This window comes from Stenotrophomonas sp. SRS1, assembly GCF_026130205.1.
Classification (GTDB): Bacteria; Pseudomonadota; Gammaproteobacteria; order Xanthomonadales; family Xanthomonadaceae; genus Stenotrophomonas; species Stenotrophomonas rhizophila_B.
Map to the genome: position 1 here is coordinate 418,715 of NZ_JAINFD010000002.1, position 15,307 is coordinate 434,021.

Annotated in this window: 13 protein-coding genes; 6 read left to right on the plus strand and 7 right to left on the minus strand. The window is 67.2% G+C overall.

The window, feature by feature from the left end:
- Positions 1-60: 60 nt before the first annotated feature.
- From K4043_RS07580 to K4043_RS07605, 6 genes are all read right to left on the minus strand, one after another.
- Positions 61-2,562: a DNA topoisomerase I gene (locus K4043_RS07580; protein WP_265308808.1), complete on the minus strand. Its 2,502-nt coding sequence runs from the start codon at positions 2,560-2,562 to the stop codon at positions 61-63.
- Between the two features lie 195 nt (positions 2,563-2,757).
- Positions 2,758-3,666, minus strand: coding sequence for an RDD family protein (locus tag K4043_RS07585; protein WP_123730059.1), 909 nt, complete (start codon positions 3,664-3,666; stop codon positions 2,758-2,760).
- A 45-nt stretch (positions 3,667-3,711) separates the two neighbouring features.
- Complete coding sequence (locus tag K4043_RS07590) at positions 3,712-4,452, minus strand: pilin (protein ID WP_265308809.1); 741 nt, start codon at positions 4,450-4,452, stop codon at positions 3,712-3,714.
- A gap of 38 nt (positions 4,453-4,490) precedes the next feature.
- Entirely contained in the window at positions 4,491-4,964 is a 474-nt protein-coding gene (locus tag K4043_RS07595; protein ID WP_088433666.1) for a DUF494 family protein, read from the minus strand.
- A 42-nt stretch (positions 4,965-5,006) separates the two neighbouring features.
- The gene (gene dprA, locus K4043_RS07600; protein WP_265308811.1) at positions 5,007-6,146 is read right to left on the minus strand and encodes a DNA-processing protein DprA; all 1,140 of its coding nucleotides are present in this window, start codon (positions 6,144-6,146) and stop codon (positions 5,007-5,009) included.
- A 74-nt stretch (positions 6,147-6,220) separates the two neighbouring features.
- On the minus strand, positions 6,221-7,351 hold the full coding sequence (locus tag K4043_RS07605) for a LysM peptidoglycan-binding domain-containing protein (protein ID WP_265308812.1): 1,131 nt from the start codon (positions 7,349-7,351) through the stop codon (positions 6,221-6,223).
- A gap of 126 nt (positions 7,352-7,477) precedes the next feature.
- On the opposite strand from K4043_RS07605, the gene def reads away from it, so the two are divergent.
- The 5 genes from def (at position 7,478) to K4043_RS07630 (ending at position 13,444) form a co-directional block, all read left to right on the plus strand.
- Positions 7,478-7,990, plus strand: a complete 513-nt coding sequence (gene def / locus K4043_RS07610; RefSeq protein WP_123730063.1) for a peptide deformylase — start codon at positions 7,478-7,480, stop codon at positions 7,988-7,990.
- Positions 7,991-8,089: 99 nt separating this feature from the next.
- Positions 8,090-9,013 carry a methionyl-tRNA formyltransferase gene (gene fmt, locus K4043_RS07615; RefSeq protein ID WP_265308813.1) on the plus strand — a complete coding sequence of 308 codons (924 nt, stop codon included), beginning with the start codon at positions 8,090-8,092 and terminating at the stop codon, positions 9,011-9,013.
- A 1-nt stretch (position 9,014) separates the two neighbouring features.
- The gene (gene rsmB, locus K4043_RS07620) at positions 9,015-10,358 is read left to right on the plus strand and encodes a 16S rRNA (cytosine(967)-C(5))-methyltransferase RsmB (protein ID WP_265308814.1); all 1,344 of its coding nucleotides are present in this window, start codon (positions 9,015-9,017) and stop codon (positions 10,356-10,358) included.
- A gap of 26 nt (positions 10,359-10,384) precedes the next feature.
- Complete coding sequence (locus K4043_RS07625; protein WP_123730065.1) at positions 10,385-12,106, plus strand: glycosyltransferase family 39 protein; 1,722 nt, start codon at positions 10,385-10,387, stop codon at positions 12,104-12,106.
- A gap of 36 nt (positions 12,107-12,142) precedes the next feature.
- Positions 12,143-13,444: an O-antigen ligase gene (locus K4043_RS07630; RefSeq protein WP_265308815.1), complete on the plus strand. Its 1,302-nt coding sequence runs from the start codon at positions 12,143-12,145 to the stop codon at positions 13,442-13,444.
- Here K4043_RS07630 and K4043_RS07635 read toward each other — a convergent pair.
- On the minus strand, positions 13,429-14,247 hold the full coding sequence (locus tag K4043_RS07635) for a glycosyltransferase family 2 protein (RefSeq protein ID WP_123730067.1): 819 nt from the start codon (positions 14,245-14,247) through the stop codon (positions 13,429-13,431). The genes K4043_RS07630 and K4043_RS07635 overlap by 16 nt on opposite strands.
- Here K4043_RS07635 and K4043_RS07640 point away from each other — a divergent pair.
- Positions 14,246-15,304 (plus strand): CDP-glycerol glycerophosphotransferase family protein, encoded by a 1,059-nt coding sequence (locus tag K4043_RS07640; RefSeq protein WP_265308817.1) that lies wholly within the window; start codon positions 14,246-14,248, stop codon positions 15,302-15,304. The two genes, K4043_RS07635 and K4043_RS07640, sit on opposite strands and share 2 nt — an antisense overlap.
- Positions 15,305-15,307: the final 3 nt, after the last annotated feature.

A 15,307-nucleotide genomic window follows, 5' to 3' on the forward strand; every position in this document is an offset into this window, starting at 1 on the left:
GGGCCGGATGCATGGCCCGCATTATCCTCCCGCCGTGGCGGGAGGGGTCAACCAAGGCGATCAGGAGGCCTTTTTGACGGCCTTCTTCACGGCTTTCTTGGCCACCTTTTTGGTTGCCTTCTTTGCCGTGGCCTTCTTGGCGACCTTCTTCACCGCGGCCTTCCTGGTGGCGGTCTTCTTGGTCGCGTCGCCAGTGGCCGCTTTCTTGGCCGGTGCCTTCTTGGCCACGACCTTCTTGGCGGCCTTCTTGCCGAAGCCCTTGCGCACCGGCTTGCCGGTGTCTTCCATCAACTTCTGCACGTCGGCCAGGGTCAACGAGGCGGGCTCACGATCCTTCGGGATCTTGCCGTTCATCTTGCCGTCGCTGATGTATGGGCCGAACCGACCGTTCAGCACCTGGATTTCGCTGCCCTCGAATTCCTTGATGATCCGGTTGCGCGCGATCTCTTCCTTCTCTTCGATCAGGAACACGGCGCGGGCCAGATCGATGGTGTACGGGTCGTCTTCCTTCTTCAGCGAGGCATAGGTGCTGCCACGCTTGGCGAACGGACCGAAGCGACCGATGCCGACGCTGACGTCCTCCTCCTTGTCCTGGCCGAGCGCACGCGGCATCAGGAACAGCTCCAGCGCGTCTTCCAGGGAGATGGTGTGCATCGACTGGCCGGGGCGCAGCGAGGCGAACTTGGGCTTGTCCTCGGCGTCCTCGGCGGTGCTGCCGATCGCCGCGTACGGCCCGAAACGGCCCAGGCGCACGCTGACCGGCTTGCCGGTCTTGGGATCGGTGCCGAGCTCGCGCGCGCCACTGGCCTCGGCGCGGTCGACCGATTCGTTCTTTTCGCCGACCAGCTTGTGGAAGGGTTCCCAGAACCGCGCCATCAGCGGGATCCAGTCTTCCTCGCCACGCGACACCGCATCGAGCTCATCTTCGAGCTTGGCGGTGAAGTCGTAATCCACGTACTGGGTGAAGTGGCTGGACAGGAACTTGGACACTGCACGGCCGACGTCGGACGGGCGGAAGCTGCGGCCTTCCATCTCCACGTACTTGCGGAACAGCAGGGTCTGGATGATCGAGGCATAGGTCGAGGGGCGGCCGATGCCGTACTCCTCGAGCGCCTTGACCAGCGCCGCTTCGGTGAAGCGCGGCGGCGGCTGGGTGAAGTGCTGTTCGGCCAGGATGCGCTCGAGCGGCACGCGGTCGCCGGGCTTCATCGCCGGCAGCTTGCGGCCTTCATCGTCGTCCTCGGCACTCTTGTTGTCCTTGCCTTCCTCGTACACGGCCAGGAAGCCGGGCACGACCACGGTGGTACCGCTGGCGCGGAACACGTGCTCGCTGCCGGCCGACAGGTCCACGCTGACGGTGTTGAGCGTGGCCGGGATCATCTGGCAGGCGACGGCGCGCTTCCAGATCAGCTCGTACAGCTTGCGCTCGTCGTCGGTGAGGAAGCGCGCCACCTGGGCTGGGGTGCGCAGCGCGGAGGTCGGACGCACGGCTTCGTGCGCTTCCTGGGCGTTCTTGGATTTGGTCTGGTAGGTGTTCGGCTGGTCCGGCAGCGAGCCGATGCCGTAATCGCGTGCGATCACGTCGCGGATTTCAGCCAGCGCATCCTGCGAGAGGTTCACCGAGTCGGTACGCATGTACGAGATCAGGCCAACGGTGCCTTCTTCTTCACCGATCGCCATGCCTTCATACAGCTTCTGCGCGACCTGCATGGTCTTGCGCGTGGTGAAACCGAGCTTGCGCGAGGCTTCCTGCTGCAGCGTGGAGGTGGTGAACGGCGGGGCCGGGCGGCGCTTGCGCTCCTTGCTGACCACATCAGTGACGTGCAGGGCGCCCTGGGCGGCCTGCTGGATGCGCATGCGCGCGGCCTCGGCGGTGTCGCCGTCGGTCACGGTGAACTGTTCGAACTTCTGCCCGTCCAGCTTGATCAGGCGCGCATTGAAGTGCTGCGAGGGATGCGCGCACAGCGCATCGATGCTCCAGTACTCGCGGGCGATGAAGGCTTCGATCTCTTCTTCGCGCTCGACGATCATGCGCAGTGCCGGGCTCTGCACGCGGCCGGCGGACAGACCGCGCTGCACCTTGCGCCACAGCACCGGGGACAGGTTGAAGCCGACCAGGTAGTCCAGCGCGCGGCGCGCCTGCTGGGCATCGACCAGGTCGCCGGCGATCTCGCGCGGGTGGCCCATCGCTTCCTTGATGGCGCGCGGGGTGATCTCGGTGAAGACCACGCGCTGCATCGGCTTGTCCTTGACCAGCCCGCGTTCCTTCAGGATTTCGGCGATGTGCCAGCTGATCGCTTCACCCTCGCGATCCGGATCGGTCGCCAGGAAGATGTCGTCGGCGCCTTTGGCGGCCTTGACGATGGCATCGACGTGCTTTTCGTTCTTCTCGATGAGGTCGTACCGCATCGCGAAGTTGTTGTCGGGGTCGACCGCGCCTTCCTTGGGCACCAGGTCACGCACATGCCCATACGAGGCCAGGACAGTGAAGTCCTTGCCGAGGTATTTGTTGATCGTCTTGGCCTTGGCGGGCGATTCGACGATGAGCAGGTGCTTGGGCATGGCGTCAGGATTCTATGGGCAGGGCCCCGGGGAGGGCCGCTAGGGTGGAGCAAATGGCCGCATTAGTGAAGCGGCGCGGGCGATATACATAAACCGAACGCCCGGGGGTGGGCCGGGCGTTCAGCTTTCTTGCCTATTAGTGGAATCACGCCGGGGCCGCTTGTGTCAAGCGGCCGGGTGTGAGGATTGCCTGGATCAGGACATCGAGGCGATCACGCCGATCATGGCCAGCATCACGCCGAACAGGGCCACCACGGCCAGTGCGGCGATGACCAGGATCACGATGGTGACCGTGCCCAGGCCGCGCTGCTGCAGCTCCGGATGCTCGGTGAAGGCCCACTTGTCGACCACCAGGGTGTCGCACATCATGTCGTGCAGCGCCTGCTTGCGCTCGGTGAAGGCGGCCATGATGAAACCGATCATCAGGATCAGGCTGCTCACGATGGTGGCCAGGTAGCGGCAGAAGGCCCGCAGGAAGCTGATCCGCTCGCCGTTGCCGCGCACGACCTTGATGCCGACGGCCATCTTGCCCAGCGTGGCGCCACCGCGCGAGGCGTGGAAGCCGGCGTAATAGCCGATGCTGATCACCATGCTGAGCAGCATCACCACCAGCGTCAGCGCGACCTGCACGCCCTCGTTGCCCGAGCTGACGCCCATCACGTTGATGATCATGCTCAGCGGCAGGGTGACCACGGTCAGCAGGATGTAGTCGATGAAGTAGGCGGCGTAACGTTTCCAGAAGCCGGCATAGACCACCTCCTGGCCACTGACCACGGCGGTGTTGGCATAGCCGGTGGCCGCGGCAGGCGCGGTGTACGGCGAGTAGGTACCACCGCCGGTGCCCGGCAGCGGCGCAGTGCCGTTGTCGATGGCGGTGTAATCGCCGCGCAGGTCGATGCCACTGCCGACCGTACTGGCCGTACTGGCCAGATGCTGCAGCTGCAGCTCATCGACGGCCTCGGACAGCGGTGCCCACTGCGCAAACCCTTCCCGCCACACCAGCGTGGTCAGGGTGATCTCACCCCGCTGGAAGCGCTGGCGCATGTCGTCTGCGCTCAGCGGTCCCTGACGTTCCTGGCCATCGGCGAAATACCACTCAGTCATTGCTTCAATCCCCTGTTGGGTGCATCCATGGACATCTGTCCGTTATCAGCCGCGGCAATCCTGCGGCAGGTACGTGTCGTCGGGCTCGCCGCTGCATTCCCAGTGCTGCTGCTCACCGTCGTAATCCAGCCACAGCAGCTTGCCGTCCAGCGAGGTGCTGCCGGGTACGGTCAGTTCGGCTTCCACGCCGCAGTGGCCATTGTCGAAACGGCCGATCCGCACGGCGCCGACGGCACCGGCGGCGTAGCTTTCGGCTGGCTGGAAGCCCTCGTCATCGTTGACCGGGCAGCGGCCATGTTCGCTGGCGAACTCGGCCACGGCGGACTTGATCGGGGCCAGCGTGGCGATCGCCTCGGTGGTCTTGCCGCGCGCGACATACTCGCGGTATGCCGGTACCGCCAGCACTGCAAGCACGCCGCCGACGATCAGCACCAGCACGGCGAACACGGCCGCGATGATGCCCACGATCGCACAGCCGCTCAGGCCCTTGCGGGGCGGCAGCACGGCGGTAGGGTCGATGCTCGGAGCGGGCGTGATGGGCGCGGCAGGCAGTGCCGGCGGGACAGCGGGATCAGGCGTGATCGCCTCCACCGCCTCGGCGGCAGGAGCGATGTCCAGACCGATCTCGGCCGCCACGGATTCCAAGGGCTGCCACTGCGCCATGCCGTCGCGCCACACCAGCGTATCCAGCGCGATGCGGCTGGAACGGTAGAGCGCGATCAACTCGTCAGCAGGCAGCGGACCGCGCTGCTGACTGTTTCCTTCTGCAAAGAACCACTGGTCCACCGGCCCGCTCCTGAATGCGCAAGGCGCTCAGTGTAAGGTCAGTGGAGCGGTTCCGGTTCGTCCACGAACATCTGGGTTTCCATCCAGGCATAGGCGGCTTCGGCACCGGGCTGGTTGAACAGCACCATCAGCACGACCCATTTGAGGTCGTCCAGGTCCAGTTCGTCCTGGTCCAGCGCCATCGCACGGTCCAGCACCAGCTCGCGCTGGCTGGCATCGAGGATGCCGTGCTGCTCCAGGAACATCAAAAAGCCACGGCCTTCCACGTCGAGCTTGTCCAGCTCGGGCCCATGGAAAATCCGTACCGGGCCATTGACGCGGCCCAGTACCACGGCCGGGCGCTGCTCGGCGAGCGCGTCCAGCCAATCGAAGGCCTTGTTGATCTCGGTGGGGCTGAAGCCGGCCTGGATCAGGCCGTTCTGGAGGGAGTCGCGGTCGCGGATGAGATCCGCGTCTTCGCTGAAATAGTGTTCGAACAGGTACAGCAGGACATCCAGAATGCTCTCTTTCATTGCCCCTCGGCCTGCGTCAACGACGCTGTGGAGGTGAAGAAACTAGGGTTTTCGACAGTAGCGACCATAGGCGGCCATTACCTTTCCATCCAGTTCCATGACCAGCAGCATGGCCGACAGCTGAGCCGCCGTCAATCCGCTGCGCTGGATCAAGGAATCCATACCCGTTGGGTCGTCATCCAGGGCTTTCCACAAGCACTGGTAGTCCGGGTCGGTGTAGGAGGGGGCGCGCCCGGGCGCCGGTCGTGCCTGTTCAGTGGGGGCGTCCAGCCGGGTTCGCAAGGCCCCGGCCAGGGTCTGGGCCAGCGCGGTCAGCCCGGCGGTCACCTCGGCCGGTTCTTCCACCAGCGCCGCCCCCTGGCGGATCAGGCGGTGGCAGCCGCGGGCACGCGCGTTGCGGATCGAGCCGGGCAGGGCGAACACCTCCCGCCCGGCCTCGGCGGCGCAGCGGGCGGTGATCAGGGCGCCGGAGCGCTGGGCGGCCTCGATCACCAGGGTGCCCAGGCTGAGCCCGGCAATGATCCGGTTGCGCGCGGGAAAGTGCGCCTGGATGGCCGGCATGCCCGGCGGATATTCGCTCACCACCGCCCCGTTCGCCGCGATGCGGGCATGCAGGGCGGCATGTTGGCGCGGATAGGTCTGCTCCAGGCCGGTGGCCACCACGGCGACGGTCATCCCGCCGGGCACCTGGAGTGCGCCGTCATGGGCCTGCGCGTCCACACCGGTTGCCAGCCCGCTCACCACCGACCAGCCGTCGCGGGCCAGGGCCATGGCAAATGCCTGCGCGTGCTCACGGCCCCCCGGAGTCGGCGAGCGGCTGCCGACCACGGCCACGGCGGGGTGCCAGAGCCGGGCCGGCTCCCCATCCACGAACAGGGCCAGGGGCGGTTCCTCGATCTGGGCCAGCAGGGCCGGGTAGTCGGGATCGGTCAGGCCCAGCAGGTGATGGCGCTGGTCGGCCAGCCACGCCAGTGCGTGCTTCAGGTAAACCACGTCCGGCAGGGCCAGGCGGGCGCACTGGACAGGAGTACAGCCGGCCGCACGCCATGCGCTCGGCCCGGCCCGAAGCGCGGCCCCCGCATCCGGAAACGCCCGCAGCAGGCGCAGGCGGGGTGGCAGGGCACCGCCGGCCAGGACCAGGGTGAGCAGGGCGGTGGACGAGGCAACGCAGGGAATCGGCATCCCGACAGCCTGGGACGCAAACGACGACGGCGCCCTAGGGCGCCGTCGGAGTGCAACGTCAGATTCTGCCGCGCTTACTGCTTATCGGGATGCAGTGCCGAATAACCGACCTTGACCGGCTTTACACCTTCCATCACCAGCGCGTAGCTGACGTTCTCGAAGGTGCGGAACACCATCGCATGGGCGGCGTACTCGTCCGGCAGGGTGACCCGGCCGGCTCCGCTGACCAGCGCATCGTCCATGCGTGACGAGTTCGGGTAGTCCATGCGGTGCGCGACGTGACGACCCTGGCGCCACAGCGAGAACACCGTGCCGTTGTCCACGCCGTTGGCGCTGCCGGCGGAGATCGCGATCACGTCGCGCGGGCCGGCCGAGGTGAAGGTGTCGGCCACGGCCAGCACCCGGACATCCAGATCGGCGGTCTGCGGGGCGGGAACGTGCGGCACGAACTGCAGGTCGTAGGGGCGGGCCTCGACCGGCACCAGCCGGTCGCCGGCGCGGACTTCGCGCCCATCGACCTGGCCCTGCAGCACGACCGAGGTCACCTCGACATCGCCGCTCTGGACGCGGGTCACCGTGCCGACGTTGATCTGGGCCAGCTCGTAGCCCAGCGTCTGGTTGCGCTTGCTCGGCACGATGAAGGTCTTCCAGACGTTGCCGCTGCCAGGCGTGGTGTCGCCACGGGCGTTCAGATCTTCAGTCGGCTTGGGCAGGGCGTACTGCACGGTCGGGCGGACCACGGCGAAACGCTGGCCGACCTGCGCATTCTCCAGGCCCCGCACATAGGCCGTCTGGCCGGTGGTGGCGCGCAGACGGTTGTCTTCCAGATTGACCACGTAGGGCAGCGACTTGACCTCGTCGACCACGCTGAGCTGCTTCAGGAAGGGCTCGACCTGCTCCAGCGGGACGCCGTTGATCGGGGCCTCCTGGCGCTGGCCGGGCTGGGCCACGACGCGGTCCAGATAGGCCAGGCTGAGCACGTCACCCGGGTAGATCAGGTGTGGATTCTTGACCTGCGGGTTGGCCTGCCAGATCTCCGGCCACAGCCAGGGCTTCTGCAGGAACCGCGCCGAGATGTCCCACAGCGTGTCCCCTTTGCGCACGACATAGGTATCCGGGTGCCCGCCATTCATTTCCACGGCGGTAGCATAGGTAGCGACGGTCAGCATCGCTACGGCGACGACCGTACGAGTTCGTTCAAACATAGATGTGGTGCCTGATTCCCCAACAGGTTCGCGCACTATAGTCCAGAAACCGGGGCGCGGGGCAAGCGTTGGCGATAGAATCGCCCTGTACGCCGCTTCGACCGGCGCCCCCTACCGGTATTTGCCATGGCTCTCCTGCCCATTCTCGAATTTCCCGATCCGCGCCTGCGCACCAAGGCCGCGTTGATGGATGCCGCCGACGTGACCACGCCGGCGTTCCAGACCCTGATCGATGACATGTTCCAGACCATGTACGACGCTCCGGGCATCGGCCTGGCCGCCAGCCAGGTCGACGTGCACAAGCGTTTCATGGTGATCGACGTCAGTGAGGAGAAGGACACCCCGATGGTGTTCATCAACCCGGAGATCGTCGCCAACGAAGGGGGCCAGGTCTATCAGGAAGGCTGCCTGTCGGTGCCGGGCATCTTTGCCGACGTCACCCGCGCCAACCAGATCACCGTGCGCTACCTGGATCGCCACGGCGTGGCCCAGGAACTGACCACCGACGGCGTGCTCGCCGTGTGCGTGCAGCACGAGATGGACCACCTGGACGGCAAGCTGTTCATTGATTACCTCTCGCCGCTCAAGCGCGAGATGGTGCGCAAGAAGCTGGCCAAGCTGCGCAAGCACGTTGCCTGAGGTGATTGCAGCGACCGCCGCGCGGGTTGACCGCGCGACGTGTGCTGTCGCGCGGCGCCGGACATCGGCGCCGTTTTACGTTCTGTTAGTGGGGTCGCCATGAAGATTGTCTTTGCCGGTACGCCGGCGTTCGCCGTGTCCTCGCTGCGTGCCGCAGCCCGCCACCATGAAGTGGTCGCGGTGTACACGCAGCCTGATCGTCCCGCAGGGCGTGGCCGTGGCCTGGCGCCATCGCCGGTCAAGCTGGAAGCGATCGCACGCGGCATCCCGGTGTTCCAGCCGGAAAGCCTCAAGACCCCCGAAGCCCAGCAGCAGCTGCGCGACCTGCAGCCGGATCTGATGGTGGTGGTGGCCTATGGCCTGATCCTGCCCAAGGCCGTGCTGGCGATCCCGACCCATGGCTGCTGGAACGTGCATGCCTCCCTGTTGCCGCGCTGGCGCGGTGCCGCGCCGATCCAGCGTGCGATCCAGGCCGGCGATTCCGAGACCGGCGTGTGCCTGATGCAGATGGAAGCGGGGCTGGACACCGGCCCGGTGCTGCTCAAGCAGCACATCGCGATCGGCGCCAACGACACCGGCGGTCAGCTGCACGACCGCCTGGCCGCGTTGGGTGAGCAGGTGCTGTCCGATGGCCTGGGCCTGCTGCGTGCCGGCATCAAGCCGATCGCGCAGCCGCAGCCCGAGGCGGGCGTCACCTACGCGCACAAGCTGGACAAGGCCGAAGCCCGCCTGGACTGGTCCGATGATGCCCAGGCGCTGGCCCGTACCGTGCGTGCCTTCAACCCGTGGCCGATCGCCGAGGCGACATTGGCCGGCGAGCGCGTCCGCATCCATGGTGCGATCGCGCTGGAGGACAACCAGGGCAAGGCCCCGGGCACGCTGCTGGCCGCCTCGCGCGACGGCATCGACATCGCCTGCGGCCTGGGGGCGCTGCGCCTGCGTGTGCTGCAGCGTGAGGGCGGCAAGGCGATCACCGCCGCCGACTACCTCAATGCCCGTCGTGATCTCGGCGTGGGTGCCTGAGATGACCAACGCGCGTTCCAGCAAGCCTGCAGGCCCCTACACCGCCCATACCGCCCCCGGCGTGCCGACCCGCGTGCTGGCCGCGCGCGTGCTGGCCCAGGTGATCGGCCGCGGCCGTTCGCTCAAGGCCGAACTGGCCACCGCACTGCCGACCCTGGACGACAGCCGCGACCGCGCGCTGCTGGAGGCGCTGTGCTTTGCCGTGCTGCGTCGCCGCGCCGCGTATGACGCCGCACTGGCGCAATGGATGCCGCGGCCACTGAGTGTGCGCGAAGACGAACTGCGCGCGCTGCTGCTGGTCGGCTTCGCCCAGCTCGACGCGCTGGAGCTGCCGGCGCACGCCGCGCTCTCGGCCACGGTCGACGCTGCCCGCGCGATGGGCCGAGATCGCCAGGCCGGCATGGTCAATGCACTGCTGCGCCGCGCCCAGCGCGAAGGCATTCCGCCGCTGCCGGCGCGCGATGCCTTCCCGCTGTGGATGGCTGAGAAGATCGAACAGGATTGGCCGGAGGAGGCCGATGCCGTGTTCAGTGCCAGCCTGCAGGCCGCGCCGCTGTGGCTGCGGGTCAACCGCCAGCACAGCAGCCGCGATGCGATGTTGCAGCAGTTGGAGGCAGCCGGTATCGCGGCCGAGCCATCGAGCGTGGGTGCCGACGCGATCTGTCTGCCGGTGCCGGTAGCCGTGTCCGCGCTGCCGGGCTTCGCCGATGGCGCGCTGTCGGTGCAGGATCTGTCTGCCCAGCAGGTGGCCGATGCGCTTGCGCCGCGCCCGGGGTCGCGGGTGCTTGATGCCTGCGCCGCACCGGGCGGCAAGGCCGCACACCTGCTGGAGCGCGATCCCACCCTGCAGCTGCTGGCGTTGGATATCGACGCGCGCCGGCTCAAGCGCATCAGCGAAACGTTCGTGCGTACCGGCGTGGGCCAGCATGCGAAGGTGCTCGCGGGTGACGCGACCGATCCTGCCAGCTGGTGGGACGGGCAGTTGTTCGACACCATCCTGCTCGACGCCCCCTGTTCGGCCACCGGCATCATCCGCCGCCAGCCGGATGTGCTGGCGCATCGCCGCGCGACCGACATCGAGGCACTGATGGCCCTGCAGGCACGCCTGCTGGATGCCTGCTGGACGATGCTTACCCCGGGCGGAACCCTGCTGTATGCGACATGCTCGATCCTGCGCGATGAAAACCAGTTCCAGGTCGAAGCCTTCCTGCAGCGCACCCGTGATGCGGGATTCCTGCCGCTGGGCGAGGCGTATGGCCATGATTCCTGGGCCGGGCGCCAGCGCCTGCCGGGTGAGAACGGTGCTGACGGCTTCTTCTATGCGCGTCTGTTAAAGAAGGGCTGATCCGAACCCGGCTAGAATTCCGCCCCATGCTAAAAAACCGCGCATCCCGAGAGTTCTGGCTGCTTGCCCTGATGGCCCTGCTCGTTCTGGGGGCTGGCCTGGGCATGCGTGATCCGTGGCCGTCCGATGAGCCACGCTTTGCGCTGGTCGCCAAGCAGATGGTGGAGAGCGGCGACTGGCTGTTCCCGCATCGCGGCACCGAGCTGTATTCGGACAAGCCGCCCATGCTGATGTGGTCGCAGGCGACGCTGTACACGCTGATCGGCGATTGGCGCGTGGCGTTCCTGTTGCCCTCGTTGCTGGCCGCGCTGGGGACGCTGGCCTGCGTCTATGATCTCGGCCGCCGCCTGTGGACACGGCGGGTCGGGTTGTACGCGGCGTGGGCGCTGCTGTTCGCGCTGCACTTCACTTTCCAGTCCAAGAAAGCCCAGATCGACCCCCTGGTGGTGTTCTTCATCACCCTGGCCAACTACGGCCTGCTGCGGCACCTGCTCAGTGGGCCGGCGTGGCGATGGTGGTGGCTGGGCTGGTTCGCTGCCGGCCTGGGGGTGATCACCAAGGGCGTGGGGGTGATCGCGCTGCTGATGATCGTGCCGGCCGCGGTGGCATCGCTGCTGGGCTGGCCGCGGGTCAAGCTGCACATCCGCGACTGGCGGTTCTGGGCCGGGCCGCTGGCGTTTCTGCTGGCGATCGCCCTGTGGCTGGTTCCCATGGTGGTGACCGCGCTGGGCAGCGGCTCGACCGAGTACCGCGCCTATCTGGATGACATCCTGTTCCGGCAGACCGCCAAGCGCTATGCGCAATCCTGGGATCACCACCAGCCGTGGTGGTACTTCCTGGGCACGATGCCGTCGATGTGGATCCCGGCCTTCCTGGCGATTCCCTGGGCGATCCCGGCCTGGCGCCGGCGCCTGCAGCGGCGCGATGCGCGCTACCTGCTGCCGTTGGTGTGGTGGCTGCTGATCGTGCTGTTCTTCTCGATCCCCAACGGCAAGCGTGATGTCTACATCCTGCCGGCGTTGCCCATGTTCTGCCTGGCGTTGGCGCCGCTGTTGCCGGGGCTGCTGCGCAAGCGCGCCTTCCAGTGGCTGCTGGGCGGCTTCGTGGCGCTGCTGGCGACCGGCCTGCTGGGCATCGGCATCTCGATGCTGATGGGCCAGCCGGGCTTCGAGCGCAAACTCATCCTCGACCGTGGCATCGATACCGCGGTGACCTCGGGCCTGGGCTGGGTCGCGGTCGCGTTGGGCTGCTGGGCCGTGCTCACCTTGTGCGTGGCCGGGGTGCGGCGCTTCCATCTGGCGGTGGTGGCCACCCTGACCATGGCCTGGGTGGCGTTCGGGCTGATCGGCTATCCCCTGTTCAACGACTCCAGCTCCGCGCGTGGCCTGATGCATCAGGTCGGCGAGCGCATCGGCCCTGATGCCGAGCTCGGTCTGGTGGCCTGGAAAGAACAGAACCTGCTGATGGCGGACCGTAACGCGGCAACCTTCGGCTTCAACCGGCGCTGGGACCGGCAGCTCGCCGATGGCGTTGCCTGGCAGGCGGAACAGCCGCAGCAGCGCTGGCTCCTGGTGCAGGAGGATGCGCTGCTGGCCTGCGTGGACCGTACCAGCGCCGAACTGGCCGGCGTGGCCAACCGCCGGCGTTGGTGGTTGGTAAGGCCGGGTGATATCCATGGCCCGTGCGTGGCCAGTGCCGAGGAACAGGCACGCGAACGCGCGCTGCACCGGATCGATGGCGATGAGTGATTTCTGCAATCCTGCGTGTGGCAATCGAGGTTGGCAATGACGTTCTCCCCCGCATCCGGGCCGGCCGCGCCTGCCTCCCTACCGCTGCTGCAGGGGCGCGCCGGGGTGGCGCATTGGATCGCCACCGTGGGCCTGTTCTGCATGCCGGCGCTGGTGTTGACGCTGCCGCAGAACCTGCTGCCCTACGGCATCCTGTTGCTGCTGAGCACGCTGCTGGCGCCGGACTACCTGTGGCGCGCGCGTAGCCTGGCCGGGCGGCCGGTGAAGGCCTTGACCTGGCTGGTGGTGGCAGCGATTGCCTTTGCACTGCTCTCCATCTATCTGTTCGAGCAGGGTCTGCGCGATATCGACAACCGCTCGCGGTTCGTGGTGATCCCCTGGATCGCCCTGTGGGTCTGTGCACTGCGGCCGGACATCCGCTGGCTGTGGAGCGGGGCGCTGGCCGGTCTTCTCGGCACCATGGTCCTGTCGATCCTGCAGGTGGCCGGCGGCGCGCCGCGTGCCGACCTCAGTACCAACGCCATCGTACTGGCCGACATCGTGCTGGTGCTCATGGTGCTGGTGGTGTTCTGCCGGCCACACAAACGTTGGACATGGGTGATCGTGGGCATGGTCGCCGGCTGCGTCACCATCGTGCTCAGCGGCAGCCGGGGTGTCTGGTTGGCCCTGCTGGCGTTGCTGGTGGTCATGGCGATGAGCCTGCGCTGGCGTACCGGGCCTGCTCGATTGGGCGTGCTGCTGGCGTTGGTGGCGATCGCCGGTACCTTGACCCTGACCATCCCGAGCCTGCGTGAGCAGGTCCGCCTGACCGAGCTCAAGCATGACGTGGTGCGGATGGAGCGCGGTGACAGCGATTCCTCGGCCGGTGCGCGGCTGGAGCGCCTGCAGGTGGCCTATGACACCTTCCTCGACCATCCGCTGACCGGCGTGGGCATCGGCCATTTCGACAGCGCCATGCAGCGGCTGCCGGTCTGCCGCGACGATCCGGGTGAGCTGCGCTGCCATCTGGGCCATGCGCACAACGATCTGGCCGAGTGGGCCGCGACCCAGGGCGCACCTGGCCTGCTGTTGCTGCTGGCCATCTATGGCGTGCCGCTGTGGGTGTTCACCGGCCTGCACCGGCGCAGCGGCGAGCAGGCCTTCCGTGGTCCGGCGGCCGCCGGAATCATGGTGGTGGTGACCTATGTGCTGTGCGGGATCACCCAGTCGATGTTCGCGCACCAGATCACGGCCAGCTTCTACGTCACCATCGTCGGGCTGCTGGCCGGACTGTCGATCGTCCAGGGCCATACCCGCCGGGTGGCGTTGGCACAGGCCAGGGCTCAGGCGCCTGGCTGATCCCGTGGCGGATCGGTCACCGGCTGCCCGTTCTGCAGCATCCACAGCATGATGGTCTTCTGGCGCACGTAGTTGGCGCGCACATAGGCATAGACCAGCCCGTGCCAGCCATCGCGGAAGCCGCCGCGGAACAACAGTCCGCGCCAGAACCGCCACGCCGGGGCAAGGATCAGCTTGGGCAGGGTGGCGCGCTTGCCGCGCGCGAACTCGTGTTCGGCCATCATCCGTGCGTAGCGCTGGGTCTTGAGCAGCTGCTGCTCCAGCGAGCGGTAGGGGTAATGGATCAGATCGCCGGGCAGGGTACCCACCGCGCCATCGACGCTGGCCGCCTCATGGATCTCACGCTTGCCGCGCCAGCCGCCATGGCGGCGGTCGAACAGGCGCAGGACCCGGTCCGGGTAGGCGTTGCCATGCTTCAGGAATTTGCCGAAATACTCGGAAAGCCGTGCGAACCGGTAGCCGTGGTGGCCGGCGAAACCGTTGGCCTGGGCGGACAGGATCGCCTCGCGCAGGGTGTCGCTGATGCGCTCGTCGGCGTCCAGGCACAGCACCCAGTCATGCGCGGCCTGCTCGACGCAGAACGCTTTCTGGCTGCGGAAACCATCGAACGGACGTTGCAGCACCCGCGCCCCGGCGGCGGTCGCGATCGCCACCGTGGCATCGGTGGACTGCGAGTCCACCACGATGATCTCATCGCAGAAGGCCAGCGAGGCCAGACAATCGCCGATGCGGTCGGCTTCATTGAACGCGATAATGCAGGCCGAAATGCGAGGCCGTTCAGTGGGAGCGGTCGAGGAGGACATGATGGCCGAGTACCTGCTGTTTGCGACGGAGCGTTATGCGCTGCCCATTCTCGCCCCTCTGGCGCAGGCGTTGCACGCATCCGGTCAATCGGTGTCGGCCTGGTTCGCCGATGGCGCCGCCGGCGCGTCGCTGCCCGGCGTGCCCAATGCAGGCCTGAAAGACGCGCTGGCACTACGTCCGCGCGCGGTGTTCAGCGCCGCCAACTGGGTGCCGCCGTTCATTGCCGGGGCCAAGGTGCAGGTCTTCCACGGCTTCAACGTGCAGAAGCGCGACAGTGCCCGCGGCCACTTCCGGGTGCGCGGCCTGTTCGATCTGTACTGCACGCAGGGCCCGGCCACGACCACCCCGTTCCGCGAGCTGGCCGCGCGCGAGGGCCACTTCGCCGTGGCCGAGACCGGCTGGCCCAAGCTCGATCCGCTGTTCCGCGATGACGGTGGCCTGAGCGCGGGACTGCGCGTGCCGGCACAGGGCCGCCCGGTGATCCTGTTCGGCTCGACCTTCACCGAGCGGCTGAGCGCCGCGCCGCATCTGTACGAGCAGATCGCGGCCGATATCGCCCGTGGCGAGCACTACTGGCTGCTGACCCTGCACCCCAAGTGCGCCCCGGAGCTGTTCGACCGTTACCGCGCGCTGGCCGGCCCGCATGCGCGCTTCATCGAGCCGGAACAGGTGATGGCCGGGCAGCGCGCCGCCGATGTGCTGGTCTCGGATACTTCCTCGATCGTCTCCGAGTTCATCGTGCAGCACAAACCGGTGGTGACCTTCCGTAACCGGGTTCCGCAGCCGCACATGATCGATTTCGACGATGCCACCCAACTGCCGGCGATGCTGGCCCAGGCGTTGAATCCCACCCCGGCGTTGATGGCCGAAATCCGGCGCTACGCCGATACCATCCATCCGTTCCGCGATGGGTATTCGGCCGAGCGGGTGATCGCGGCGACCGAGGATTTCCTGTCCGGTGAACTCGGTACGCTCAAGCGCAAACCGTTCGGTGCATGGACGCGCGGCCTGCAGATCCGCAAGGAGCTCGGGTATTGGGGGCCGGCGAAGCGGTAAGGC

Coding starts and splice junctions, on each gene's coding strand:
- K4043_RS07640 (WP_265308817.1), top strand. CDS start 14,246: ATGATGGCCGAGTACCTGCTGTTTGCGACGGAGCGTTATGCGCTGCCC.
- def (WP_123730063.1), top strand. CDS start 7,478: ATGGCTCTCCTGCCCATTCTCGAATTTCCCGATCCGCGCCTGCGCACC.
- dprA (WP_265308811.1), bottom strand. CDS start 6,146: ATGCCGATTCCCTGCGTTGCCTCGTCCACCGCCCTGCTCACCCTGGTC.
- K4043_RS07625 (WP_123730065.1), top strand. CDS start 10,385: ATGCTAAAAAACCGCGCATCCCGAGAGTTCTGGCTGCTTGCCCTGATG.
- fmt (WP_265308813.1), top strand. CDS start 8,090: ATGAAGATTGTCTTTGCCGGTACGCCGGCGTTCGCCGTGTCCTCGCTG.
- K4043_RS07635 (WP_123730067.1), bottom strand. CDS start 14,247: ATGTCCTCCTCGACCGCTCCCACTGAACGGCCTCGCATTTCGGCCTGC.
- rsmB (WP_265308814.1), top strand. CDS start 9,015: ATGACCAACGCGCGTTCCAGCAAGCCTGCAGGCCCCTACACCGCCCAT.
- K4043_RS07580 (WP_265308808.1), bottom strand. CDS start 2,562: ATGCCCAAGCACCTGCTCATCGTCGAATCGCCCGCCAAGGCCAAGACG.
- K4043_RS07630 (WP_265308815.1), top strand. CDS start 12,143: ATGACGTTCTCCCCCGCATCCGGGCCGGCCGCGCCTGCCTCCCTACCG.
- K4043_RS07585 (WP_123730059.1), bottom strand. CDS start 3,666: ATGACTGAGTGGTATTTCGCCGATGGCCAGGAACGTCAGGGACCGCTG.
- K4043_RS07595 (WP_088433666.1), bottom strand. CDS start 4,964: ATGAAAGAGAGCATTCTGGATGTCCTGCTGTACCTGTTCGAACACTAT.
- K4043_RS07605 (WP_265308812.1), bottom strand. CDS start 7,351: ATGTTTGAACGAACTCGTACGGTCGTCGCCGTAGCGATGCTGACCGTC.